24 protein-coding genes and 2 pseudogenes are annotated in these 23554 nt (G+C 61.5%); 7 read left to right on the top strand and 19 right to left on the bottom strand.

Going from position 1 to position 23554, the window contains the following annotated elements:
• The 3 genes from QMK17_RS24455 to QMK17_RS24445 form a co-directional block, all read left to right on the top strand.
• On the top strand, positions 1 to 220 hold a 220-nt coding region (locus tag QMK17_RS24455; RefSeq protein ID WP_283511890.1), incomplete at its 5' end, for a hypothetical protein.
• 370 nt (positions 221 to 590) lie between these two features.
• Positions 591 to 1457 carry an alpha/beta fold hydrolase gene (locus tag QMK17_RS24450; RefSeq protein WP_283511889.1) on the top strand — a complete coding sequence of 289 codons (867 nt, stop codon included), beginning with the start codon at positions 591 to 593 and terminating at the stop codon, positions 1455 to 1457.
• 81 nt (positions 1458 to 1538) lie between these two features.
• Entirely contained in the window at positions 1539 to 2525 is a 987-nt protein-coding gene (locus QMK17_RS24445; protein ID WP_283511888.1) for an NmrA family NAD(P)-binding protein, read from the top strand.
• Positions 2526 to 2845: 320 nt separating this feature from the next.
• Here QMK17_RS24445 and QMK17_RS24440 read toward each other — a convergent pair whose 3' ends face one another.
• The 7 genes from QMK17_RS24440 to QMK17_RS24410 all read right to left on the bottom strand — a co-directional run bounded on the left by QMK17_RS24440 (position 2846) and on the right by QMK17_RS24410 (position 9209).
• Positions 2846 to 3115: a hypothetical protein gene (locus QMK17_RS24440; protein WP_283511887.1), complete on the bottom strand. Its 270-nt coding sequence runs from the start codon at positions 3113 to 3115 to the stop codon at positions 2846 to 2848.
• An 18-nt stretch (positions 3116 to 3133) separates the two neighbouring features.
• Positions 3134 to 4201, bottom strand: coding sequence for a sodium/glutamate symporter (locus tag QMK17_RS24435; protein ID WP_283511886.1), 1068 nt, complete (start codon positions 4199 to 4201; stop codon positions 3134 to 3136).
• A gap of 49 nt (positions 4202 to 4250) precedes the next feature.
• Positions 4251 to 4562, bottom strand: a complete 312-nt coding sequence (locus tag QMK17_RS24430) for a WhiB family transcriptional regulator (protein WP_283511885.1) — start codon at positions 4560 to 4562, stop codon at positions 4251 to 4253.
• A gap of 43 nt (positions 4563 to 4605) precedes the next feature.
• On the bottom strand, positions 4606 to 5799 hold the full coding sequence (locus tag QMK17_RS24425) for an NAD(P)/FAD-dependent oxidoreductase (protein ID WP_283511884.1): 1194 nt from the start codon (positions 5797 to 5799) through the stop codon (positions 4606 to 4608).
• A 226-nt stretch (positions 5800 to 6025) separates the two neighbouring features.
• Positions 6026 to 7261, bottom strand: coding sequence for an allantoate amidohydrolase (locus tag QMK17_RS24420; protein ID WP_283511883.1), 1236 nt, complete (start codon positions 7259 to 7261; stop codon positions 6026 to 6028).
• Positions 7258 to 7920 carry a HutD/Ves family protein gene (locus tag QMK17_RS24415; RefSeq protein WP_283511882.1) on the bottom strand — a complete coding sequence of 221 codons (663 nt, stop codon included), beginning with the start codon at positions 7918 to 7920 and terminating at the stop codon, positions 7258 to 7260. The genes QMK17_RS24420 and QMK17_RS24415 overlap by 4 nt, the downstream gene beginning before the upstream one ends.
• Positions 7917 to 9209, bottom strand: a complete 1293-nt coding sequence (locus QMK17_RS24410) for a Glu/Leu/Phe/Val family dehydrogenase (protein ID WP_283511881.1) — start codon at positions 9207 to 9209, stop codon at positions 7917 to 7919. Before QMK17_RS24410 ends, QMK17_RS24415 begins: the two co-directional genes overlap by 4 nt.
• A gap of 136 nt (positions 9210 to 9345) precedes the next feature.
• On the opposite strand from QMK17_RS24410, the gene QMK17_RS24405 reads away from it, so the two are divergent.
• A complete protein-coding gene (locus QMK17_RS24405; RefSeq protein ID WP_283511880.1) occupies positions 9346 to 10239 on the top strand; it encodes a LysR family transcriptional regulator in 894 nt (297 codons plus the stop codon).
• Between the two features lie 40 nt (positions 10240 to 10279).
• On the opposite strand, the gene QMK17_RS24400 is transcribed toward QMK17_RS24405, so the two are convergent.
• The 3 genes from QMK17_RS24400 to QMK17_RS24390 are packed head-to-tail and all read right to left on the bottom strand — an operon-like array spanning position 10280 to position 14386.
• Positions 10280 to 11647 carry an MFS transporter gene (locus tag QMK17_RS24400; RefSeq protein ID WP_283511879.1) on the bottom strand — a complete coding sequence of 456 codons (1368 nt, stop codon included), beginning with the start codon at positions 11645 to 11647 and terminating at the stop codon, positions 10280 to 10282.
• A 20-nt stretch (positions 11648 to 11667) separates the two neighbouring features.
• Positions 11668 to 13314, bottom strand: a complete 1647-nt coding sequence (pruA, locus tag QMK17_RS24395; RefSeq protein WP_283511878.1) for an L-glutamate gamma-semialdehyde dehydrogenase — start codon at positions 13312 to 13314, stop codon at positions 11668 to 11670.
• Between the two features lie 43 nt (positions 13315 to 13357).
• Entirely contained in the window at positions 13358 to 14386 is a 1029-nt protein-coding gene (locus tag QMK17_RS24390) for a proline dehydrogenase family protein (RefSeq protein ID WP_283511877.1), read from the bottom strand.
• Between the two features lie 192 nt (positions 14387 to 14578).
• Here QMK17_RS24390 and QMK17_RS24385 point away from each other — a divergent pair, with 192 nt between their 5' ends.
• Entirely contained in the window at positions 14579 to 15268 is a 690-nt protein-coding gene (locus QMK17_RS24385; protein ID WP_283511876.1) for a GntR family transcriptional regulator, read from the top strand.
• Here QMK17_RS24385 and QMK17_RS24380 read toward each other — a convergent pair.
• Genes QMK17_RS24380 through QMK17_RS24370 form a run of 3 tightly spaced genes read right to left on the bottom strand, consistent with a single transcriptional unit; the run spans position 15227 to position 17372 of the window.
• Positions 15227 to 16594: an NAD-binding protein gene (locus QMK17_RS24380; RefSeq protein WP_283511875.1), complete on the bottom strand. Its 1368-nt coding sequence runs from the start codon at positions 16592 to 16594 to the stop codon at positions 15227 to 15229. The two genes, QMK17_RS24385 and QMK17_RS24380, sit on opposite strands and share 42 nt — an antisense overlap.
• A complete protein-coding gene (locus QMK17_RS24375) occupies positions 16578 to 16829 on the bottom strand; it encodes a hypothetical protein (RefSeq protein WP_283511874.1) in 252 nt (83 codons plus the stop codon). The genes QMK17_RS24380 and QMK17_RS24375 overlap by 17 nt, the downstream gene beginning before the upstream one ends.
• Positions 16830 to 16865: 36 nt before the next feature.
• The gene (locus tag QMK17_RS24370; RefSeq protein WP_283511873.1) at positions 16866 to 17372 is read right to left on the bottom strand and encodes a MarR family winged helix-turn-helix transcriptional regulator; all 507 of its coding nucleotides are present in this window, start codon (positions 17370 to 17372) and stop codon (positions 16866 to 16868) included.
• A gap of 65 nt (positions 17373 to 17437) precedes the next feature.
• Here QMK17_RS24370 and QMK17_RS24365 point away from each other — a divergent pair, with 65 nt between their 5' ends.
• On the top strand, positions 17438 to 17752 hold the full coding sequence (locus QMK17_RS24365) for a DUF2316 family protein (protein WP_283511872.1): 315 nt from the start codon (positions 17438 to 17440) through the stop codon (positions 17750 to 17752).
• The gene (locus QMK17_RS24360; RefSeq protein WP_283511871.1) at positions 17749 to 18672 is read left to right on the top strand and encodes an aldo/keto reductase; all 924 of its coding nucleotides are present in this window, start codon (positions 17749 to 17751) and stop codon (positions 18670 to 18672) included. Before QMK17_RS24365 ends, QMK17_RS24360 begins: the two co-directional genes overlap by 4 nt.
• A 278-nt stretch (positions 18673 to 18950) precedes the next feature.
• Here QMK17_RS24360 and QMK17_RS26420 read toward each other — a convergent pair.
• The 6 genes and pseudogenes from QMK17_RS26420 to QMK17_RS24330 form a co-directional block, all read right to left on the bottom strand.
• Positions 18951 to 19043 (bottom strand): annotated as a pseudogene (locus tag QMK17_RS26420) (hypothetical protein); the annotation flags it as partial.
• Positions 19040 to 20026, bottom strand: a complete 987-nt coding sequence (locus QMK17_RS24350; RefSeq protein WP_283511870.1) for a sensor domain-containing diguanylate cyclase — start codon at positions 20024 to 20026, stop codon at positions 19040 to 19042. The pseudogene QMK17_RS26420 and the gene QMK17_RS24350, both read right to left, overlap by 4 nt.
• Positions 20027 to 20193: 167 nt before the next feature.
• Positions 20194 to 20403: pseudogene (locus tag QMK17_RS24345) on the bottom strand (acetyl-coenzyme A synthetase N-terminal domain-containing protein); the annotation flags it as partial.
• Positions 20385 to 20714 (bottom strand): MarR family winged helix-turn-helix transcriptional regulator, encoded by a 330-nt coding sequence (locus QMK17_RS24340; protein ID WP_283511869.1) that lies wholly within the window; start codon positions 20712 to 20714, stop codon positions 20385 to 20387. The gene QMK17_RS24340 and the pseudogene QMK17_RS24345, both read right to left, overlap by 19 nt.
• Before the next feature lie 79 nt (positions 20715 to 20793).
• Positions 20794 to 22497, bottom strand: a complete 1704-nt coding sequence (mhpA, locus tag QMK17_RS24335; RefSeq protein WP_283511868.1) for a bifunctional 3-(3-hydroxy-phenyl)propionate/3-hydroxycinnamic acid hydroxylase MhpA — start codon at positions 22495 to 22497, stop codon at positions 20794 to 20796.
• Entirely contained in the window at positions 22494 to 23543 is a 1050-nt protein-coding gene (locus QMK17_RS24330; protein ID WP_283511867.1) for a quinone oxidoreductase family protein, read from the bottom strand. The genes mhpA and QMK17_RS24330 overlap by 4 nt, the downstream gene beginning before the upstream one ends.
• Positions 23544 to 23554: the final 11 nt, after the last annotated feature.

The raw sequence follows: 23554 nt of genomic DNA, 5'->3' as shown, positions 1-23554 counted from the left end.
ACGGATTCTGCGGCGACATCCCGCCGATCGAATGCGAACAGCTCCACTACACTCGACAATCGGATCAGCTCGCGAGCTGACCGAACTCACACGAAACCAAGTCTCCGGACTCACCGGTGCGGTTCAGGGAACGCTGGGCTGGCGCGGTCACTTTCGGATGCATCGAGTAGTGCTTTCCTCGATGGCCTCGCCGCTGGGGCTTATGTCGCCGCAGGCGTGACCCTCGTGGGTGCCGGGATCGCGGCGTTGTTTTTGCCTTCGCGACCCAAGGGGTGAGCGGAATCGGGCACATAACGCGATGGCCCAACTCGTCCTCGTACACGGCTGCGTTGACGAGGCGGTGGAACACGCGGAATGCGTTGGGCATCGTGCAGAAGGTGTTGCGCAACAGTCGCTTTTGATCGCAGGAAAGATGGCTGCGCCCATTCTGGACCGGTTGGCGACAAGATCGTCGTCAGAGCATCAGGCGCTTTGACCCGACCAGTCAAACCAATTTGCTTCAAAAAGTATATGGCAGCTTTAAATAATCAAGTAAGGCGAACGTGGTGGGGCTGGCCGACGGCTCGACTACAACGCCATGGAGGTTCATCATGATCACCGACGGTCCTGACCCGCTCATATCGATCCCAGGTGTCCACGGCCACTACCTGCGTGCATCATCGGCCCGCTCCGGCCTCGGGCGGCTTCGTTACCTGCAGGGAGGAAGCGGTTCCCCTGTGGTGCTACTGCACACTGTGCGGACTCAAGCGGAGCATTTTCATCGCCTGATACCTCTTCTCTTGCCGAATCACACCGTCTACGCACTCGACCTGCCCGGCATGGGCCACTCGGACATCGAAGCCGGTGCGCGATACGATGACAATGCACTTCGTAGCGCGGTCCATCGATTCATCGTGCAACTCGACCTCCACGACGTCACGCTGATAGGCGAATCGATCGGAGCGACGCTCGCGCTGACAGCGTCGGCGGATCTTCCCGACAGGATCAGGCGCGTCGTCGCCGTCAATACTTACGACTACGCCGGCGGTATCGCGCGATCCGGTGTCCTTGCTCGCATCATCCTGACCGGCATACTCGCGCCGGTCATCGGACCGACCTTCGCAGGCATCGAACCGAAACCTGTGATGCGGGCAGTCCTTCACGGCGGGCTGGTCAACGATGACGCTCTGACCGAGGACTATCTCGACGAACTTCTATCAGTGGGGCGCCGGCCCGGTTATTCGCGGGTTGCGCGTGCAATCTACGGCAACCTTCCGAGCTTGATCGCGGCAAGATCTCACTACGAGCGTGTGAAGGTGCCGGTGCATCTGGTGTACGGCGAGAAGGACTGGTCGAGAACGACGGACCGCAGTGACAACTATCGATTGTTGCCGGGAGCCGAGTTCTTGGAAATCCCCGATTCTGGACACTTCATGTCGCTGGAGAAGCCGGAAGGTATTGCAGCACTGATCGACTGACTGAACCGTACCCGTCAATTAGACACCCGAATGTGTCGTCCGAACCCGCCGGTGACCCCATATGCCGAGAAAAGAGACCAAATGCCCACGCGTACACCCATTCTGATTACCGGAGCAGCAGGAGAAATCGGAGGTGTGAGCCGGCTGATGGTCGAAATGTTGCTCGATCAGGGACACCCTGTTCGGGCATTCGTCCGGCAGGATGACGAGAGGGCGCAGGCGCTGCGCGTGATCGGTGCTGAGGTAGTCGTTGGCGATCTGCTCAACGTCGCTGATGTGGCTGCGGCACTGCACGGTTGCCGCCGAGTTTACTTCAGTATGAGCCTGTCCCCGTATTACACGGACGCGGTCACCCTGATGGCGGCCGCTGCGCGCCGACAGGGTGACATCGAAGCTTTCGTGAACATTTCGGAATGGGAGCAGTCCTTCATGACATTCGAGCACATGACGGCCCCGATCGCGGAACGTTCGGAGTGGCTCGGCGGCCTTGTTGCAGACTGGTCACCGCAGCATCGTGCACACTGGATCGCGGAGCAGGTACTGGAGTGGTCCGGTGTGCCCACCGTCAACGTCAGGGCGACGATCTTCGTCGAAAATCCGATCCTGACCTGGTTACCCCTCGGGCCACTTCAGAACGGTGAACTGCGGCTACCGTTCGGGGACGAACGTATTGCTCCGATCGCCGGGTACGACGTGGCGGAATTGAATACGAAAATTCTCCTTGATCCAGAACCGCACATCGGCCAGTCCTACGCACTGACGGGGCCCGAGCTGAAGACGATGCATGAGTTCGCCGACGACTACGGTGCTGCGCTGGGTCGCTCGGTCACCTATTTTCCTGAAGACGTGAACGCCTGGAATTCCCAGTACATCGATGGTGCACTGGCCGAACACCCGCACGTCGCTCAGCATTTGGCATCGCTGACCAAACTTGTTGCCGGCGGACGATATAACACGTCCACCGACCAACTGGAAACGTTGCTGGGGCGACGACCCACCTCGGTGCGGACAGCTTTGATGACCAACGCTCGGCTTCGAGGACACGATCGAGTTGCTTCGTCGCGTTAGAAGGTCTACTGCGGCAGGACCGATGGCCGTACGATAGATCGCTTCTCCGCGCCTCGGGGTGCATCGTCCGCAGCCGTATCCGCTTGCTGCTCGGAACAGGCTGGTCCGGTCTCGGTGATAGTCAGGATGGCCCCGGATCGGTGTGCGCGAACAGGTCAACGGGCGGGGAGAGCGCGATGCCGACCGCGCGGAGGCAATCGCCACTCGGCATGTTCATCTCTTCAGAAACCGGATGAGCATTTTTCTGGCGGCGGGGATTCTCGACGATGTCACGATGACAGATATCCCAATAGTATGAGCAGGCAATATATCTGGGAGATTCAGACTTTGTCTGCAATTTCCTCTGCGTCGTGTTCGGGACTCGAGTTGACCCAACCCAGAACGAATGCCATGGCGAGAACAGCTATGCCGACGATCAGACAGGTGACGATGAATGCCCATCCGAATCCGTTCGCGATCAACACCGGTGCGGCGATGGCCATCGCAATCTCTACCGGAGCGAATCCCACGTACGCCAAACCGAATTCTTCGATCGTGCGCGACTTGCCTTTGGGATCGACGATGCGTAGGAGCGCGATACCGGTTGCCACCGATGCAGTCGACCAACCTCAGCAGAACAGACCCCGCTCGAGCCATGCCTCACTGAACATCCGCGGCGTCAGATAGCGGAACATCAGGACGCAGTACACGAGTCCGAAGAGCATCAGCAACAGCAGCGGTAGGGCGTACGACGCCACCACCGTCGGCACAATCGAGGCGATGCCGAACGCCACGAGATAATCGGTGGTGGATCCGGAAATCGAGGTGATGGTGGTGCCGTCGACAAAGCGTTTGCCGGGAGTCAGATGGAGTAGAAGCCTGCCGACGAATCCGACCAGAAATGCCGCCGCGAAGACCGGTACGGACACGCTCGGAAATATGACTTTCACGCCCATGGTGATCAGGTAACCGATGTAGGTGGTGGCGGCGAGAAGGGCCAGATGAGCGGCGAGCGACTCCAGGCTGCTCGGCGAGGTTGTTGCAGACCCCAAGCTCGACCGTTCCTCGGGCTCGACCAAGCCCGTTCGGAGTTCGGCCGGCAATTGGTCGTACGCACCTATATGCGCGGTCTTTCCGCGTGCTGCTCCCCATTTCGCGATGGCAAGACCACCGATGATGCAGACGAACACACCCGCTGTCGCGGAGGTGAATCCGAGGCTCGTCGCACCTTCGAAGCCAGCGTCTTCGAGTGTCCCACCGACCGCCGCAGCTGTTCCGAACCCGCCCGCCCAGCCTGCGGGCAGGACTAGACCGAAGCCGGCCGGGAGTGTGAAGAAGAGGCCTAGCACCGCGAAGGAGAAGAGCAGTGCCGTTCCCCACTGCAGCACATACATGCCCACCGAATACGACCACATCGTGCGTGCCCCACGGGCGACGCCGCCGAAACCTTCGCTGTACGGGATGGCAGCGAAAACAACGGCGATCAAAACCGAACTGTACGTGCTGAGCTGATCCGAGAACGGAATGACGTCGAGCCAGGCGGGACCGAAACAGATGCCGAGAAGTCCGGCGGTGATCGAGGACGGCAGCATCAAACGCTGAATGGGCGGAACACAACGACGTGCCGCAAGTCCGACCAGTAGGAGAACGCTGATCCATCCGACATCCGCGAGGAGCGTGTAGGGCGTGTAGTTCACGGTAGCCAACTCTCGTGCATCATTCGGGGAAGGGCAGATCCTGTTGGGGTCATACAGCCGACTCGAGAAGTCGGTACCCCTCCAGTCGGCGGATCACCGGCCCGTTCGACCACTTGTAGAGGACGCGTTCGCGTGGGGTGAGAGCGCCCCACACGCCGTGCGGCTCGTTCGCCGCGATGGCATGGTCACGGCATCGCTGCACAACCGGGCACTCGCGGCAGAACTGCTTGGCGGCGTTCATCGCCGACGGTTCTTCGGAGTCGAATGTCGTCACCGTCTCCGCCGCACGGCACCGTGCTTGAAGTTGCCACTGCCACGAATCCTCTAGCGGCGCCGGTAGCAGCACGGGTTTCTCACGCATGATAAATCCTCTTTCCAGCAATCTGAACAATTACGGGTGGCCGCTAGCGCATTTCGCCTGCGCCCTCGTACGGGTGTTGGCTCAACAGCAGGTCGTTCTCGGCGAAGCGGGAGTAACGAAAATCGTTGGGGTCCACGTTGGGCAACGTGGTGGTGCCGTCGGTGACCAGATCCGCTACGAGCTTTCCGACGGCAGGGGAGATCTTGAAACCGTGGCCGGAGAAGCCGGTGGCAAGGAACAACCCGTCGACCGGCGACGGACCGATGATGGGGTTGTAGTCGGGTGTGACGTCATAGGCGCCGACATACGAGCTCGTCACCCGTGGGTCAGGCATGTCAGGGAGACGGTGGCCCATCTTGGTGACGATCTTTTCGAATGTGTTCTCGTCCGCCCGGTTGATGTAGTTGTCGGGGTCGATGTACTCCGGTGCTTGGTGATCGGAATTGCCGACCAAGAGCTCGCCGTTCGGTTCTCTGCATACATAGGACAGTCCCGCGAGGTCCGAGAGAACCGGGACGACGGGCGTAGGAACGCCCTGATCGATCAGCACGAGCTGCGCGCGCTGGGCTTTGACGTCCAGGTCGAATCCGAGGGGTGCGGTGAGCTGCGGCGCCCACGGTCCGGTAGCGAGAATGACTGTACTGCTGTGGATTTCGTCGCCGTTGGACAGCCGGGCACCGTACACCGCACCGCCCTCTTTGCGGAGGAGTTCGGTGACCCTCGTGGACTGCCTGATCTTGACGCCGCGGCGGCGGGCGGCAGCGCCGTAGGCCATGCCGGCCATGTACGCCTCGCCACGGCCTCCGCGGGGCTCGTAGGCAAAGGCAGCGAAGTCGTCGAGGTGGAGACCCGGCCACAGTTCTGCCATCTTGTCGTGTCCGATCATCTCGACATCGACGCCGAGGCCCTGCATCATCGCGACGTTCTTGTCGAGCGGTTCGACGTTGTTCTCGGCGACGCCGACGACGTATCCGCACTGCTGGAATGCCATGTCGTCGTCGAACAACTCGGTTGCGCGTTCGAACACCTGAACGCCGTACCAGGACATTGCTGCCAACGACGGCGTGCCGTAGTGCGCGCGGACAACGCCGCTGGACTTTCCGGTCATTCCCGAACACAGCGTGTCGCGTTCGACGACCAGGATGTCGGTTTCACCACGATCGGCGAGCGACCAGGCGATAGCCAAACCTTCGAGGCCGCCGCCGATGATCAAGTAGTTGGGTGTGGTCGTGGTCATGAGAGATGTTCCTTCGGTGAGTACGTAGGTTGAGGAGTCCGCGTGATGTGGGGACGGGGGGTGATCGTCCAGGTCCCGCGATCATGTTGTACGAGTAGATGTCCCGATCGATCCAGGACGTGCAGCGCACCATCGGCATCGAGATGGATCGAGTGTGCTCCGGTGTAATGCTGAATACGGCCGTTGGTCATGATGTGTATCGACATTGGTGTTGCTCCCGTGTTCGTCAGCGAGCTGCGAGGTCGCGGAGGACATCCGCGAGGGCAATCGCGCCTGCTTCCGCATCGCTGTCTTCGACGTATTCCTCCGGTGCATGGGAAATGCCGGTTGGGTTGCGAACGAACAGCATTGCGGTGGGTAAATGCGCTGCGAGCACCCCGGCGTCATGTCCCGCTCCGGTAGCCAGGATCGGCGCATTCGGCAGAACGCCGACGAGTCGGTCTCGCAAGAGTGGATCGAACGAGACGGTGGGGGAGATCGATGCCTCGGTCAGCGTCACTGCGCAACCCTCGTCTGCGCTGGAACGGCGTGCTGCGTGTTCGATCTCGGCAACGAGACCGGCGACCACAGCGTCGGAGTCGTGTCTGACGTCGAGCCAGACGTCCACGCGTGAAGCGATGACGTTCGTTCCTCCAGGTATCGGGTCGAGCTTGCCGACGGTTGCTCGGGCGTCGGGCTGTGCGGCTCCGACTTTGCGGACATCGAGGACGGTCCGCGCGGCGGCGATCATCGGATCGTGTCTGTCTGTCATGAGTGTCGTTCCGGCGTGATTGCCCTGACCGGTGAACGACAGTCTCCATCGGCCGTGTCCGATGATCGAGGATCCGATGGCAACGGGTTGGCCGAGATCGATGAGGCCTCGGCCTTGTTCGACGTGAAGCTCGACGAAGACGCCGATGCTTGCCAGTCGCTCGGGGTCTGCCCCCAAGTGCCGGGTGTCGTGACCGTGTGCGGCGGCGATCTCGGCGTAGGTACGTCCGTCGGCATCGGACAGGGCGCGTACCCGGTCCGGATCGATGTCGCCCGTCAGCAATTGGGAGCCGAGGCAGGCCAGGCCGTAGCGAGACCCCTCCTCTTCCGGGAAGACTGCCAGGACGATCGGGCGGGTCGGTACGAATCCGCGATCTCGGAGGATGTCGATGGCTATCAACGCCGTTGCGACTCCGAGCGGGCCGTCATAGGGGCCCCCGCCGGGTACCGAATCGAGATGGCTTCCGGTTGCGACGGCATCACGGAGAGGTAGTCCCGTGGGGTTCCACCATGCCCAGATGATGCCGTTGCGGTCAGTTTCGACATCGAGGGAGCGGCGTCTTGCCTCGGCGACGAACCATTCGCGTAGTTGCATGTCGGCAGCGGAATAGACCGGTCTGCTGTAGCCGCCCCTGGCGAGATCGGCACCGACAGTGGAGATGTCGGACAAGAGGCCGGCAACGGTTGCGGGCTGAGTAAGGGGAGTGTTCACCGTAGAAATCTTTCGTCGAATAGAAGGCTTTCGGAGTGCATGTCGGGCTCGTCGTCGAGTCTGGTGACGCGCACTCGCGCGACGGTCGCAGAAGTGCCGGTGACGATGATCGGCCTGTCACCGATCAAGACGGTGTCGCCGAGCGCGTGCAAGGCGGTGCCGGACACATCAAGTTCTCCGCTCAGCAGGACGAGGGCCGTCACGCGTCGGGGATCGACGATGCGGTCTCCGTCACAGCGTCGGAACGTGAGATCACCCAGATAGTCGGACCGCTTGGTCATCAGGTTCAACGCGGTCCCGACGGCACCGTCGAATCGCACCGAGACTCGAGCTTCACCGGTGAATCGCGCGACGTCGGTGTAGGCGAGCGAACGTCGTCGGCCGTCGATGTCGAGTTCGACCGGCACCGAGCCTGCGACCATGAAGTATCGGTCGTACCCGGCGAATGTCGAGAACGGCGCAGCGTGCTCCAACCTTGCCAAACTCAGTGTCCACAGCGGGTCCTCGCTTGATTGCGGTAAGTGAGCGTGAATCGGCGTGGTGCGCCCGCCGCCGTTGCGCCACAGCTTGGTGGTGGCCTCGGCGATCGGAAGAACTCGGGTCTCGCGGTGCAGACTCATCACTCGCCCGCCGGGGCGTAGGTCGACGATGCCGTTCATGGGTAAAGCCCTCTGAGTCGGTGAGCTTCGGCTACGCGCTGGACGGCGAGCACGGTGGCTGCTTCACGAAGGGTGAGACCGCGTTGCCGCGCGAAGTCGGTGACGCCGGTCCAAGCTTCGCTCATCCGCGCGGACAATCGTTCGTCGACAAGTTCGGCGGACCAGCGGTACGACTGGTTCGATTGAACCCACTCGAAGTAGGACACTACGACGCCGCCGGCGTTGGCGAGGATGTCAGGCACGATGACCACACCGCGCTCGGTCAGCACAGCATCGGCTGCGGGAGTCGTCGGCCCGTTGGCACCCTCGGCGATGACCCGGGCCTTGACACGGTCAGCGTTTCCGCTGTGCAGAACACTCTCCACGGCCGCAGGCACCAGCAGATCCACATCGGCGGTGAGCACATCTTCGGGATCGATTTCCGAAGTGCCGGGGCACTGCACCACCGATCCGGTCGCGGAGGCATGAGCGCGCAGCGCTAGCGGGTCGATTCCGGCCGGGGCCGCCACTGCACCGTACTGATCGCTGACAGCGGTCACGCGGACCCCCGCTTCGCACAGGAAATCGACGACTCCGCCGCCGACCTTGCCGTACCCCTGTACCGCAGCGGTAGCAGTTTCCGGATCGATGTCCGTGCTGCGTAGAGCTGCCAGTGCAACGTGTACGACGCCCCTGGAGGTCGCGCTGGGTCTTCCGAGAGAGCCTCCGAGTGCAAATGGCTTTCCGGTGACCACACCACCGATCGTGTATCCCTGGTTGACCGAGTAGGTGTCCATCATCCAGGCCATCGTCTGCTCGTCCGTGCCGATGTCCGGGGCGGGAATATCTTGCGCAGGACCGAGGATCGGAGAGATTTCGCTGGTGTAGCGGCGGGTGATGCGCTCGAGCTCGGGGTTCGAGAACTTCGACGGATCGATGGCAACGCCGCCTTTGGCGCCGCCGTAGGGCACATCGAGGAGAGCGCACTTCCATGTCATCCACATTGCCAACGCGCGTACCTCGTCGAGCGTCACCGCGGGATGGAAGCGCACTCCACCCTTCGCCGGCCCGCGTGAGAGATTGTGCTGCACTCGATATCCGGTGACAACAGTTGTTTCACCATTGTCACGTCGGAGGGGCACTGCCACGGTCATCTCACGTCTGGGGTGCGCAAGCATGGCGTGCATTCCCTCGTCGAATCCGAGATGGTCGGAGGCGCTTCGCAACTGCGCGCACGCGGCAGCAAGTGGCGAGTGGTTCTCGATCGAAGGAGTGTGGCGTTCGGTGGGGGAGGTCAGCAACGTTGTCATGGGCGTGGCTTCCGCATCGGTTGTTGTGGGGCGGGTTGATGGACATTTCCCGGCTGGACTCAGTACACAGGAAAGATTGTTATGAGTCCAATACATTATTGAAGACAATTGTTCTTAAATCTGGAATAATCGAAGGATGGAGATAAGGCATTTGCGGTATTTCATCGCGGTCGCAGAGGAACTGCATTTCGGTAGAGCTGCGGCACGACTGCATATTTCGCAACCGCCGTTGAGTGTTCACATTCGCGAGCTCGAGACGGAGATCGGTACGAAGTTGTTCGACAGGTCGACGCGTCGAGTCGCGTTGACCGCGGCTGGGTTTGCGTTTCAGCAGCGTGTCACTGTGCTGTTGGCCGCGTTGAACGATGCTGTGATCGAGGCGGGCGATTTCGGTGCAGGTAAGCGGGGCCGAGTGCGAGTGGGTTTCGTCAGCTCTGCGAGTGTGACAGTGGTGCCACGCGCAGTGAGACGCTTTCGGGACGAGAACCCACTCGTCGAGGTGGAGTTGGATCCGTTGACGTCCCGGGAACAGCTGGAAGCATTGTCGACGGGATCTCTGGATATTGCGCTGGTGCGCTCGGATAGCTCATCCGAGGACTTTGCGATCGAACCGTTGATCTCGGAGGAGATGGTGGCCGTGGTGCCCATCCAGCACCCACTGGCCAGTCGAAAATCCGTTACACCGGAGCAGTTGGCTCGGGAGAAATTGGTATTGTTTCCACGAGAGATGATGCCTGGGTTTGTCGGGCAAGTGTGGAAAATACTGCAGCCCTACACGTCTCGTCTGAACGTGGTGCAGGAAGCCATTCATCATGAGACGGTGGTCGGCTTGGTCTCCGCAGGGGTCGGTGTGTCAATTCTGCCGGAGTCGGTGTCGCGTGTTCGAACCCCTGATATCGCGATCGTCCGCATCGAGGGTGCGCCCCGTACTTCGTTGATGGTTGCAACCCGGACCGGAGAGGACTCGGTCGCAGTGGCCGAGTTCCTCCAGTGCCTTCGGGCGACTGTCCCAGTTTCGGGCCGGTTGTGAACGGTGGGCGGCGCGATACGGCAGCGCCGCCCACTGAGGCTCAACCGACTCGACCGGTCGCAGTCGAAGAATTACCAACCGCGTTGGACACGGGACCGAGCGAGGCGCTCTCGGCCAACGACATCCCGCGAGTCTCCGGCGCCCAGAAAATCGAGACGACGGCTCCCAATAGCGTGATGGCACCCGCGATGAGCATGGTTGGTCCGATGCCGAGACCGGAGAGAGACAGAGGTACCAGGTATGTACCCACAGCGGCACCGATCCGGCTCAACGACGATGCGAGACCTACTGCTGATCCGCGAATCTCGGTAGGGAACAACTCGTTCGGGTACACCCATTGAAGAATCTGAGTTCCGCCGATCAACACCGCATAGAGGGCGAACAACGCCATGATGATCCAGGTCGGAGCACCGGGGAAGATCCCGAGCAGCAGCATCGCCAATCCGGCCCACAGGAAACTGTGAATGATGAGCGCTCGCCGTCCCATGCGGTTGACTACGACCACCGCGACGATACAGCCGACCAGAAACATCACGGTGATAAGTGCGGAACCGACATTGGCAAGCGCACCCTCGAGGTTCAGCGCCGAGAGGATGGCAGGAGCGAACGCGTAGACCGCAAACAGCGGCACGACCGAGCAAGTCCAGAAGACGGTGATGAACGCCATTCTCTTTCCATACCCCGACTTCACGAGAGCGCGAATGTCGATGTTCTCGTTCTCTTCGACCGGCAGGTCGGCGACGGACACCTCGGGTCCGAAGACTGTGCGCAGCACCTGATTGGCCTCGTCGATGCGACCTTTCTTCATCAGCCAACGGGGTGACTCGGGTGTGCCCAACCTTGCAACGACGATGATCAATGCCGGGACGGCGGCGCTGGCAAGCATCCAACGCCAACCGTCTTCACTTGCCCGCAGCAGAACCTCGCCGACGATGTAGGCGACAGCAGCACCCACGAACCACATGGTCACGAAAGCACCGAGCAACGGTCCTCGATATTTGCGTGGGGAGAACTCGGCGAGCAACGAAGTCGCGATGGGGTAGTCCGCGCCTACCGCCATGCCGATCAACAGTCGAAGAACGAACAGCAGGACTGCTTCCTGGACGAAGAACTGGGCCACCGAGCAGATGATGATCGCGGAAAGGTCGATGGTGAACATTGCCTGGCGGCCGAATTTGTCGGTGAGCCAACCGCCGAGGAAGGCTCCCAGGAAAATCCCGATCAACGCGGACGCGCCGATCAGACCCTGCCATGACGAGGAAAGACCCAACTGTGGCGTGATCTGAATCATCGCCACTCCGATGATACTGAGGACGTAGCCGTCGAGAAACGGTCCGCCTGAGGCAAAGAGCGCTAACTTCTTGTGAAACGTCGACAGTGGGGCATCGTCGAGTGCGTTCGTGGTCATGGCTTCTCCTGAGTGGTGGGTCAGCGACCCATGTAGGGGTAGGTCCAGTCGGTAGCAGGCGCGAAGGTCTCCTTGACGAAGCGCGAATTGACCCAACGTTGCAGTGCAAGAACCGATCCGGTTTTGTCGTTGGTGCCAGAACCTCGGCCACCGCCGAATTGCTGCCGGCCCATCGTGGCGCCGGTGGGCTTGTCGTTGATGTACGTCATGCCTGCGGCGTCACGCAGCACGTCGAGAGCTTCGGTGATCGCCTCTCGGTCGGTGGAGAAGATCGAGCACGTCAACGCATATTCACTGGTTCCGTCGACGTGATCGAGCGTGGCGCTCCAGTCGTCGTCCTCGTAGACGTGGACGGCCAGCATCGGTCCGAAGAATTCCTTCTGCATCACGAACGAGGTGGGATCTTCGGTGACCACGACGGTCGGGTCGACGAACCATCCGGTCTCGGAATGGGACGTACCGCCGGCCAGGATGGTGTGGCCGGGAGTTGCCGAAGCCTTGTCGAAAGCGTCCTGCAGACGACGAAGTGCGGCCTCGTCGATGACGGCACCGACGTAGGTGGCGTGATCGGTGGGATCACCGACGGGCAGCGTCGCTACGGTGGTGGCGAGGCGATTCTCGATGAGGGTCCAGATGCTGCGGGGAATGTAGGCGCGTGATGCGGCCGAGCACTTCTGTCCCTGGAATTCGAATGTCCCACGGATCAGGGCGGTGAACACTGCGTCGACGTCGGCGGTCGGGTGAGCGACGATAGCGTTTTTACCACCGGTTTCTCCGACGATGCGCGGGTAGCTGCGGTAGTTCTCGATATTGTTCGCGACCGATTTCCAGATGTGCCGGAAGACGGTGGTCGAACCGGTGAAGGACAATCCGGCGAAGCTGCGGTGCGCGATGGCGCGGGTGGTGACCTGTTCGCCGGACCCGTGGAGCATGTTGATGACGCCGGCGGGGACGCCTGCCTCCTCGAACAATCGCATCACGACGTCACTCGAGAGTGCCGACTTCTCGGACGGCTTCCACACGACAACATTTCCGGTGAGCGCCTGCGTCGCAGGAAGATTGCCGGCGATGGCGGTGAAGTTGAAGGGGGTGATCGCGACGACGAAGCCCTCGAGACCCTTGTGGTCGAGGTAGTTGACCTCACCGGCGGTGGAACGAGGCGGCTGCGCCGAGTACAACTCTTCGGCCAGAGACGCGTTGTAGCGCAGGAAGTCGGCAAGTTCGTTGACGTCGATTTCCGCCTGGTGGAAGGTCTTCGACTGGCCGAGCATGGTCGTCGCCAGGAGCTCGTCACGGTACTTTCCGGTCACCAATTCGGCGGCGCGGAGGAAGATCGATACGCGTGCGAACCACGGGGTGCTCGACCAGGCCGGGCGTGCTGCCAGTGCTGCGTCGATGGCTGCATCGATGTCGGCGTCGGTGACAGTGGGGATATGGCCGAGGACGTGGTGGTGGTCGTGCGGCGAGACGATCGGGGTGGTGTCGGTCGATTCGATACGCTGCCCGCCGATGACGTGTGCAAGGGTACGAACCTCGCCGGCGACCTTCTCGATTTCCTTGCGGAGAGTCAGTGCTTCGTCCGAACCCGGTGCGAAGTCGCGTGCAGCCTGGTTGATGGGCGCGGGCACATGAACGTTCCCGGTGAGGGTGTGGGGGAGATGTGGCATGGTGATCTGCCTTTCTGTTGAGAGATGTACGTTTTGGTCCTGGTCAGCCCGAGATGAGCGAGCGCAAAAAAAGGAGCAGGTTGGCAGGGCGTTCGGCCATACGCCGCATCAAGTACGGGTACCACTGCGTGCCGTACGGCAGATAGACGCGAACTCGGTAGCCCTCGGCGACGAGCGACTTCTGAAGATCGCGGCGGACTCCGTACAACATCTGAAATTCGAAGTTTCGCTTCGACACTCCGAGACGGGCGGCCGCGGTCTTGACGTGCTCGATACAGGCGTCGTCGTGTGTTCCGAAGGCGGGATCGGGGAGGTTCTGTAAAGCCCATTCGGTGAGATGGCAATACTGTGCTGTGACTTCGTCCTTGTCGCAGACGCATGTGTCGATCGCCTCGGCGTAGGCGCCTTTGACGAGGCGGATACGGGGTTTGACGTCGGAGAACGACTTCAGGTCCAGAGAAGTGCTGCGCATCGCTGCCTGGATTGCCACCCGAGTATTGGGGAACTCCGGCAGCTTTTCGCGAAAGGCTTGCAAGGTGTCCCGGCCGACGGAACTGTGTTCCATGTCGACCTCGACGAGGCTGTTCGTTTCCTTACCCGCGTTCAGCAGTGTGGCAAGGTTTTCGGTGGCCGCATCGGTGGACACGCCGATACCCAACTGCGACAACTTGACCGAGACGGTCGCACCGGGCACGTGTTCGGCAATGGCGTGCAGGACCTCGACGTACTCCTTGGTTGCAACGGACGCGTCCTCGAGGTTGTCCACCTGCTCACCCAGAAGGTCGAGGCTTACGTCGATACCCTCCGATTGCAAGCGCTTGGCGGCATCCAAAGCTTGCTCCAGCGTGGTGCCGCCGACGTACCGGTGCACCAAGGCGCTGCTGAGCTTGTTGGTCGTCACTGCTTGTTCTAGCTTCTTGTTGTCCGCCGCTTTGAGCAGCATTCGACTGATCATGTGGAACCTCACATCCAGGGGTGCGAACGGGAACGTGCGCATCGAGTGGGGCGGGTCGAGGGGCCGCGACTCCGCGTTGGTCTTGGTCTTGGTCGGCAGACGCGATGTGATCTGCATCTCCAGTGACTCTAAGATGTAATTACAAATTACACAATGGGGTGGTGGATCTTTTACATGACTGACATGCATGTAACGTCCTGGATATCGAGTGAATCGGCTGTTCGGCCATGGTCGCCCACATTGACCCGAGGTCGTGTTGAACAGGCTGGATCGGCGTTCAGACCGGCAGAGCCAACTATGGTTGCGGACATGACCCTGCCGAGTGTGCAGTCGGCTCTGCTGACGGACCGTGTGTACGACGCCCTCATGGCTGCAATCGTGAGCGGCGATCTAGTTGCAGGCGCGCGACTGCGGGTGCGCGACATCGCTGCCGAGGTTGGGACCAGCGTCATACCCGTCCAGCAGGCGATAGCTCGGTTGGAAGAGGCTGGCTTCGCTGAACGGGAACCGCACAAGGGCGCAGTCGTAAAAGGACTGACGTATGCAGACCTGGTGCATGTCTACGACGTGCGCCTGGTGCTGGAGTGCGAGGCGACGCGCCTCGGCGCACCCGGGATGACAACCGAGTCGCGCAAGACGATGGCATCACTCTTGAAGCGGATGGATGCGGCCGTTGCTTCGGGCGACGTCACGGGAGCGCTCGACCTCGACGAAGATCTCTTGTCTGTCCTGTACGACGCTTCCTGCAACCCGGTGCTGACCGATATGATCCGCACTCTGTGGCGTAAATGCCGCGCGTACAAAGTGATCGGTGCAAAGCGTGCGATCGAGACCGGCGACCACTCGCTGTGGGACTTTCAGCCGAGGCTGGTGGATGCGGTGGCCCGAAGAGACCATGCCGAGGCCCTCGAGATCACGGCGACGTCGGTCAGCGCGGCCAGAGAGCGCGTTCGGCTTCTACTGGTCGACGGTGCCGATTCCGATGCCCACACGAAGTGATCGGTTGTCAGGAGTTTCTACCGACTTCGATACGGGTCTGCGTAGAAAAGTACCGCAGTCGGTTTGAACCCAGATCGAATTGCCATCCGAGACAACTGATCTTGGTCGACCTCCTTCCATCCAACAAACCACGTATGAGGCTGCGAGTGCAGAAACGTCCCTGACGACACCCAGCGGTAGCAAAGTTCCCGTGTCGGACAGGGTCCCGTGTTCGCCGGCCCTCAGCACCACCCTGACGGCAGGTGCCACTGTCTGGGCGACGATCGCCGTGGCGATGTTGTCGAGGTCGTCGGAACCGACCACGGCAACGGCGAGGGCGCGCCGAGCGCCGAGTCGTTCGAGCAGTCGCCGATCGTCGCCGTGTCCGAGCACGACTGCCGGGATTCGAAGGGCGCGGACGAGTCTCAATCCTGGAGCCTGAGTGTTACGTTCGACGCCGACTACGTCCACCCCGAGCGCCGTCAACTCGCGGCACAGCCTCAAGCCGACCTGGCCCAATCCGACGACTATTACATGGCCCGAGTGAGGTAGGACACGGGCGCCGACCAGTCCGACCAGGCGGGGGCCGAGTATTCGGTCGATGAGCCCCGCCGTGAACATGGCGGTCAGAAGAACGGTCACCAACATTGCGAGCGCCGACATCACTGCGTAGACCCCATGCGCCTCCGGTGCCGGGCCTACAGTCGTCACCACTCGTACCGCGTCCAGCAGCGCAGACTGCGCCGAGTGGTGCCCGCCGAAAAGCAGCCAGGCAAAGTCGGCCGCAATTACGGCCAGAAGGCCGGCCAGCCCGAAGACCAGCATTCTGGTGCCGGTGTCGGGCGTACGCAACAGCCCGCTGGATCTGACGGCGAGAGAGCGCCACAGCGGGCGTCGGATCGGTTGGAAGGGAACCTCTTCGGGTCCTCGGTCGGATACAGCCACCGCTTCCGCCTGGCGACCATGTGTGTGTCGAACGGCGAGTAGCTTCTCGGAAATGCATGATCCCGCGAGGACTGGCGCAGCGAGGTCGGCGGGCGAGGTCACGAAGCTCTGGGGGAGCACCGCTCTCAATCTCGCCGCAATGGTGTGGTCGAACATCGTCACGATGATGGGCGTGGTCGACTGAACACGTGCTGTGGTCAAGGCGTATCGAAGCGCCAGAACATCATCGTGGGTCACAACCGCGATAGCCTGGTAGCTACTGGCCAGCGCTTCGCGTAGATCGCCGTCGCTCGGCGCGGTCAGCCGCACTACTTCATATCCGCAGGACTGCAATGACTCTCGGACGTGCCGGGCGACATTGGACGCACCGATGACCAAAAAGCGCTCAGAACGTGACTCCATCGAGTCCTCCCTTTCGGATCGGGCGTCCGGCGTGGCCGCCTGCTTCATGGGAAAACTGTATGTGCTCAGGAATACCGGTCAGTAGGTGCAAAGTGGTCGACGAATTCTTATCACCCGCGCCGATTCCGACCCTCGAGTACTCCGCCTCCGGTGCGCCGGTCTTGCCGACCACCGAGAGCGGTGCGCCGACGTCCACGCGGTCGAGATTGGTGTTGCTCGTCGCAGTGGCCCCCATCGCTCGGAGGAGGTCGTTGACAGCGAGGTCGCAGGACTATCGCTCGATCACTTCCTGTTCCGTTGTCGTGTCGGTCGGCGAAGCCTCCGGTCTCGAGATTCGCTCGAGTGCCTGCCGGAGATTATCGATTTGATGCGGTGTGAACGGGGTGATCAGGTGCTCCCTCACGGCTGCCGCGTGGATGGGTTTGGCGATGCGTACGACGTCCGAGCCAGCATCGGTGAGGGACACTTCGACGGCCCCGCCGACCTTCTCTCGCGTCACCAAGCCTCGGGTTTCCATGCGAGAGACGTGGTGAGACAGTCGGGTTCGATCCCAGCCCAAGCGCTTCGCGAGATGACTCTGCCGCACAGGGCCAGCATCAGCGACGTGAATCAGTATTGCGACGTCGGGATCGGAGAGACCGGTAGCGGTGTGCACCTCCGCCGATACACGTGCTCGTATCACTTCGTGGGCGCGTTTCCAGGCGAACCACAGACTGCGCTCGGCGCCATCGAGTTCTGAATCGGAAGAGGGGCGCGCAACACGATCGGCTGTTGACATCTCGACAGTTTAGGCGCAGTCTGTTGATATGACAACATCAAACAATTCCCGAACGGAATGCAGTCATGTCGCTGAACACGCGTGAACGCGCCGCGACCCGCGACGAGCTGCACGCCAACCTGGCACTGACGCTGCTCTCGCCTGCCACCATCGCAGCCGAACTCGGCATTAGCGAACAGCGGGTTGTCGCAGCGCTCGCTGTGGCAGGCTCACGCCCAGAGGATATCTGGCTCGTACGCGACTACCTCGACTACTCAATTCGAGCAGGCGGCGCGACTCCACATCCATATTCGTCACTGAGCGAGGACATGAGGGCGGCCGCGCAAACCTGGTTCCCCCTTGTCGACGTCCAGACCATCATCGACGAAAGGTCGATATGAACGACCGCACCGAAGATGCCACGGACCGCCCCACACCGGGCGGCACCTATCCTCTCGCGGGACGAGCGACGCCGCGCATCGGATACGGCATGGGGCAGGTCACCCGTAAAGCCGAAGATCGGGACGGTCGAGCTCGCGCAGTCGATCTGCTCCGCTTCGCGTTCGATCTCGGAATCACACACTTCGACACGGCGCAGTTCTATGGCAACGGACGCGCCAACGAGCTACTGCGCGAGAGCCTGGGCTCGCGGCGCGACGAAATCGTCATCGCCACCAAAGCAGGCACGAAACCTGTTCCTGGAGCGCAGATTCCGTTGACAGCGGCGCAAAAGCCTTTCGAGTTGCGTGCTGCTGTGGAAGACAATCTTCGGTCTCTGGGCACCGATCGCCTCGACGTCGTGAACTTGCGGCGCATGGACTTCACGCCTGGGCTTGTCGCCGACGGCGACCAGATCGTGCCATTCGACGATCAGCTTGCGGAATTGTCCGCGCTGCGCGACGAGGGCAAGATCGTCTCCATCGGTCTCAGTCACATCACCACCGAACAGTTGAACGCCGCATTGCCCGTCGGGATCGCGTGTGTGCAGAACATTTACAACCTCGTCTATCGCGCCGACGAAGCGATGCTGACCATGTGCGAGGAACACGGTGTGGCCTGGGTGCCGTACTTCCCGCTCGGGGGCGGGTACGGAACTCTCCCGAGAGTCGTCGACGTACATGCGGTGCACGAGGTTGCTCGACGACTTGGAGTTACGCCTTCGCAAATCGGTCTCGCTTGGCAACTCGCGCACTCGCGCAACACCATGCTCATCTCTGGGACCAGCAGCGCCGAGCACTTGTCGGAAAACACGCGGGCCGCCGATGTGCACCTCGATGCCGAAGCGCTTGCGGCACTCGATGCGACAGATCAACCGGCGTAGCGCATGTAGAGCAGTCTCACCGAATAGCCGGAATCAGTTCGGGAAGCACGCCCTATCCCTCGCCATGCAACGGGATGGCGAGTCAGCAGTTGACCTTCGAAGGTCGGTTTCACCTCCCGCTCTACTTCTGGTAGTCCGCTCCAATTCCGTGCCGGGCGGCCTCACCGATGTCCTGGACGCGGATTGCCAACATGCTGGCGCGCGAGGGAGGAAGCGTTTCGGATGCGTGCGGTGCCGACACCGGCGGGGGTTTCCGTGAAGACAATGTCACCGGACAGGAGCGGACAGATAGCGGAGATCCTGGCGACGAGTTCGGGTATGGAGAAGATGAGTCCGCTGGTGCGGCCCTTCTCAAAGAGGCTCCGAATCAATCGGTTACGATTACAACTTCACTCGGCAGCGTAGGCCGGACCTGTGAGCGCGTTTCATCGCGGCCGCGAGTTGCCTTGTCTCGATACAGTGAAAGATCAGCCTCGCTCAGCAGATCGGTCAGACAGATATTGTCATGCTCGTTATAGGCGATACCGACACTGAGGTCGACCGAGACGTGGGTATCGCCGAATCGGATCGGTCGACGTGCCGACAAACGCATGCGTTCGACAAGAACGCCTACCTGTGTAGCTGACGTCGGGTGTTTTCCTTGGAAGATGGCCGCGACGAACTCGTCGCCGCCCACTCTGCCGACAACCACGGAGTCATCGCACTGGTCGACCAGACGACGAGCGATTGTCCGTAAAACCAGATCACCGCAGACGTGGCCGTGCTTATCGTTGATTGCTTTGAAGTCATCGATATCGATGAAGAGCAACGAGGTCGGAGAACCCGAGTCGCGACTGAGAACCGAAATTTCGTCGTACAGTGCGGAACGGTTCAAGATCCCGGTCAGATGGTCTCGTCGTGATTTCGCCAGCAAGTTTCCGTACGCACGCACAAGGCTCTGATAACGACTGTCCTGCACTGGAATGTCGCGTAACAGGATGACCACGTCCCCGTCGGTGAAGGAAGCTGTGATCAGCATGAACCTCCCCGTCAGACGCAAGGACCGGCACATCAGCGAGGCGCGACCGCGACTCTGCAGGACGTGCGAATGTAGTTCGTCGATGTATGAGAGACCCACTCGAGGAACCACCGCGTGAATATTTCGACCGAGGAGCTCGATCCGACGAACGCCTAAGTAATTTTCGGAATGCACGTTCAAGTACTGCACCACCATGCGGCCGTCGAGGATGATCAAGCCCGCAGGCACTTGGTCGAGTGCCTTGATCGCCTGTGCATCCGAATACGTCCGAGGGTTGAGGTTGGTCTCCGGTTCGTACCAACTCGCCAACCGGCGGTGTGGAAATGATCTGTCCATGCAAGCTCAGTCCTTGTAGCCCCAACCCCAACTAATTCGATGTATGACTCAGAAACTTTTCGTAGCGAATGGCCGGATCAACCGTCCAAGGGATCACGGTCGTTCAACTGCTCGAACTCGCGCTGCCAAGAGTTGTAGGCGACGTTGAGTTCTCCGTCGGCGAACTACTTGGCGACGGGTGCGTCGGTCCAGTCCAGCACCTCGGTGAACGGGGTGTGCCAGTGCAGGCGGCGTGCTTGCTCGGCCCAGAACGCCAGAGGATCCTTCTCGGCTTCGGCGTAGAGGTCAGCCGTGGCGTTCGCCTGCGCGGCGAACTCCGCCGAGGGTGGATATACGGCGCATTCGTACTCGTCGATGCTCATCCGATTTTTGTCCATGAGGGCTCGAGACGGACCAGCGCGGTCCTGAGATCGTCACTGGTGTCCAAGTCGTTCAGCATCTCTCGAATTTCGTCGACGGATTGGTGCGCGCGAGCCAGGGCCTTCCGCCCGGCGGGCGTAAGAGCGATGACGAGCTTCTGAGTGTGCGACGGATCGGCTGTTCGTTCGATCAGCCGGTGTTGTTCCAGCTTGGTCACTGTCACGCCCACAGTCGTTCTGTGCCGTCCCAGTGCCCGTGCCAGCGTCACGCATGTGGACGGACCAGCGCGATCGAGAAGTTCCAATACTTCGTATCGCGCCCAGGTCATTCCACTGTGAGCGAGACCAGCGGAAATCTTTCTTCGTGTCGACGACGCGAGCTTCAGTAACAGCGAGGTGGCGTCGAGATCATGCTGTTCTGCCTCGACTCGCGGACGGTATCTCGCCGTGCGGCCGTCGATCGTCCGAGAAATCATTGGGGGTCCCCATGTTCAGAGTTGTGAGAACGCTCGTGTGGCGTTCCGTGCGGATGGGTCCGAGCGTTCGGCGAAGGTGCGCAACGAAGTCGGCGATTTCCGAGTGCGTGCCGGCTGCCAACACATAGAAGTCTGGCCTCGCCAGTACGGCCTCGCAGTCGTGCTCCGAGAACCAACGTGTGTACACCCCGTCGACATCCTCCAGGCCGTTCTCCGACACGTCCCCGATGACACCGCCTACCTGACGGAACCAGTGGGCGTCGTCGTCGGTCAAGCTCTCGATCGGATTCGCAATTCGACTGATCAATTGCCAACCGCCACCTACTATGTCGTCGAACAGGCCCACGCGTCCGTCGACGCGGACGCGTCCTTGAGGTGCGAGTCGCCCAACGGCATGGTGTCCCGAGGCTGATAGCGATGGCTCACCGAGCCGTGGATGCGGCGGTTCCTCGGCGGCGCCCTCGGCGGATCGCGACCGTAGAGCGGCATCGCGAACAGCCGCACGCTCGGCGTCGAGTTCGCAGATCACACGGCCGGCCGCGACGGCCTCGTCGATGATCTCCCGTACGTGACCGGTTCGTTCCGGCCCGTAACTGTCCAGGATGTCAGGATTGGACAGTCCGCGATGAACCATGCTCAACCTCCAACTCAGCGCGCGGGCGTCTCGAAGACCTGCGCACAGGCCTTGACCGAGGAACGGCGGCATCAGGTGGGCCGCATCTCCAACCAGGAAAGCATTACCCTCGCGCCAGGACTCAGCCCACCGTCCTCGAAAGGTATAGACCGCGTGCCGCTCGAGATCTGCGGTGTCCGGCGTGACACCCCACGGCTCCATCAGGCGCCACGCCGTCTCGGTGCGCCCGAGCTGTTCGACGGTCATGCCTTCGGCACGCATGAACTCGAACCGTCGTCGACCTGGGCCGCTGTTGACGGCGGTGGCCGGCTGCACCGGATCGCAATACTGGGTGACGAAGGCAGTCCAGTTCTCCTCGGCGAGGGGCTTGTAGTCCACGACGAGCCAATCGGCCTGAAACCCCGAGTCGCCGACCTCGATACCCAGGTGCGAGCGGACAGAGCTGTTGGCCCCGTCGGCGCCGACGAGCCACCGAGCTCGAACGTCGACAACCTCGTCGACTCGGCTCGTGGATGCCACAGTGGCCCGAACCTGTCCGTCGCTCTGGTCCAGCGAGCGCAAGGCCCAGCCGCGGTGAACACGAACGCCGGGAGTCGCAACTGCGAGGTGTTCGAGTGCGCCTTCGAGGTCGGGTTGATAGAAGCCGTTGGTGTTGGGCCACCCCGACTCGGATGGGCGGTTCCAGTCGATGGTCTGCAGGAGTTCACCCGCACCGTTGCGAAACTCGTAACCGCCGCGTTCACCGGCCTGGAATCCTTCGAAGAGGTCCGCATGGGCATCCATGAATCCCGCCGACTGTAAAATTCTGAGTGCTTCGTGGTCGATCGTGCAAGCGCGAGGCAGCGGATACCGGCTGGATTGACGCTCCACCACCGATACCTGCATCCCGTTCTGGCCGAGCAGGATTGCGGTCAACAAGCCGACTGGCCCACCCCCGATGATGATGCAGTCGACTACCGGCAGTGGGGGAGTATAGGGGCTGGCTTCCGTTCGAGCGCTCATGCGACACAGCCTCTTTCGTCCGGAAGAATGACGCATTTGCCGTGGGACGAGCTGGCCTGTAACTTCCACGCTGTCTGGATTTGGCTCAAAGGATACGTGCGCACATCGACGTGTAGTTCGTTGCGCAAGAGCGCATTCCACAACCATGTGAGCGCCTCGAGTTTGTCCTGCAGTGGCGTGTGCAGGCCGGCGAAACCTGCGAGTGTGAGTTGTTTTCCTCTCAGCAGCCCGGCGGGTATTCTGACGACCGCCCCAGCGGGATTGCCGATGTTGACGATCCGTGCTCGCGGGGCGCAGGAGTGCAGGGCAGCCTCCAATGGCACACCGTAGAGGCCGTCGAGCACGACGTGGACCGGTCCGGCCACCTCCGATATCCGGCCGGCGAGCGTTTCACTGTCTTCGTCGTCTCGCAGTGCGACAACGGCGTCCGCGCCCAGCGCGCTCAGGCGCTTCAGCGCGGAGCGATCGCGAGCCACCCCGACAACTCGTCCGGCTCCCCGGCGATGGGCTATCTGGACTGCAAGTTGGCCGACGGCACCCGTTGCCCCCAGGATGAGAACGGTCTCGTCGCCGCGAAGTCCGGCGTACTCGACCAGCGGCATATAGGCAGCTGTGCCGGAGTTGCCCACCGCGACCGCCTGTATCGGGTCGACACCGTTTGGTAGGGGTGCGAGTGACGTATCGGGAACCAGGACGTGTGTTGCGAAACTGCCTGGATCGGAAGGCGAAGCGTGAGTCTCGGCATACATCCAGGTTCCGGCGGCGTAGCGGTCGGATTCGACTACGACGCCAACGCATTCGCTACCCGGCACATAGGGTGCCTCGTGACGCGCGGAGTGAAAGGTGCCGGATGCGATGACGAGATCCAGGGGATTCAATGCGGCGGCGAACACGCTGAGCACGGTGGTGCCAGGACGACGGGGTGGCAATGTGATCGAACCCAGTCGGGGTTCGCTGCCCGCGGAGTCGATGATCGCAGCTGTAAGTGCGGAGGCAACACCAGTACCCACGGCCGCGCCTCGATCCTGTGAACCGATAAGCCGCACGATTACTCCTT

The sequence above is a fragment of the Rhodococcus sp. G-MC3 genome, from assembly GCF_030063335.1.
In the GTDB taxonomy this organism is placed as follows: Bacteria; Actinomycetota; Actinomycetes; order Mycobacteriales; family Mycobacteriaceae; genus Rhodococcoides.
The sequence above is the reverse complement of the archived record's forward strand: the minus strand, read 5'-3'. Positions and strand labels throughout refer to the sequence as shown.

What these genes read in the sequence shown, in the direction of transcription:
- QMK17_RS24370 (WP_283511873.1), bottom strand. Translation starts at nt 17,372, where the DNA reads ATGTCAACAGCCGATCGTGTTGCGCGCCCCTCTTCCGATTCAGAACTC.
- QMK17_RS24380 (WP_283511875.1), bottom strand. Translation starts at nt 16,594, where the DNA reads ATGGAGTCACGTTCTGAGCGCTTTTTGGTCATCGGTGCGTCCAATGTC.
- pruA (WP_283511878.1), bottom strand. Translation starts at nt 13,314, where the DNA reads ATGCCACATCTCCCCCACACCCTCACCGGGAACGTTCATGTGCCCGCG.
- QMK17_RS24410 (WP_283511881.1), bottom strand. Translation starts at nt 9,209, where the DNA reads ATGACAACGTTGCTGACCTCCCCCACCGAACGCCACACTCCTTCGATC.
- QMK17_RS24430 (WP_283511885.1), bottom strand. Translation starts at nt 4,562, where the DNA reads ATGCGTGAGAAACCCGTGCTGCTACCGGCGCCGCTAGAGGATTCGTGG.
- QMK17_RS24340 (WP_283511869.1), bottom strand. Translation starts at nt 20,714, where the DNA reads ATGACCTGGGCGCGATACGAAGTATTGGAACTTCTCGATCGCGCTGGT.
- mhpA (WP_283511868.1), bottom strand. Translation starts at nt 22,497, where the DNA reads ATGAGCGCTCGAACGGAAGCCAGCCCCTATACTCCCCCACTGCCGGTA.
- QMK17_RS24450 (WP_283511889.1), top strand. Translation starts at nt 591, where the DNA reads ATGATCACCGACGGTCCTGACCCGCTCATATCGATCCCAGGTGTCCAC.
- QMK17_RS24360 (WP_283511871.1), top strand. Translation starts at nt 17,749, where the DNA reads ATGAACGACCGCACCGAAGATGCCACGGACCGCCCCACACCGGGCGGC.
- QMK17_RS24390 (WP_283511877.1), bottom strand. Translation starts at nt 14,386, where the DNA reads ATGCAGATCACATCGCGTCTGCCGACCAAGACCAAGACCAACGCGGAG.
- QMK17_RS24350 (WP_283511870.1), bottom strand. Translation starts at nt 20,026, where the DNA reads ATGGACAGATCATTTCCACACCGCCGGTTGGCGAGTTGGTACGAACCG.
- QMK17_RS24385 (WP_283511876.1), top strand. Translation starts at nt 14,579, where the DNA reads ATGACCCTGCCGAGTGTGCAGTCGGCTCTGCTGACGGACCGTGTGTAC.
- QMK17_RS24405 (WP_283511880.1), top strand. Translation starts at nt 9,346, where the DNA reads ATGGAGATAAGGCATTTGCGGTATTTCATCGCGGTCGCAGAGGAACTG.
- QMK17_RS24425 (WP_283511884.1), bottom strand. Translation starts at nt 5,799, where the DNA reads ATGACCACGACCACACCCAACTACTTGATCATCGGCGGCGGCCTCGAA.
- QMK17_RS24365 (WP_283511872.1), top strand. Translation starts at nt 17,438, where the DNA reads ATGTCGCTGAACACGCGTGAACGCGCCGCGACCCGCGACGAGCTGCAC.
- QMK17_RS24400 (WP_283511879.1), bottom strand. Translation starts at nt 11,647, where the DNA reads ATGACCACGAACGCACTCGACGATGCCCCACTGTCGACGTTTCACAAG.
- QMK17_RS24445 (WP_283511888.1), top strand. Translation starts at nt 1,539, where the DNA reads ATGCCCACGCGTACACCCATTCTGATTACCGGAGCAGCAGGAGAAATC.
- QMK17_RS24375 (WP_283511874.1), bottom strand. Translation starts at nt 16,829, where the DNA reads ATGGGGGCCACTGCGACGAGCAACACCAATCTCGACCGCGTGGACGTC.
- QMK17_RS24415 (WP_283511882.1), bottom strand. Translation starts at nt 7,920, where the DNA reads ATGAACGGCATCGTCGACCTACGCCCCGGCGGGCGAGTGATGAGTCTG.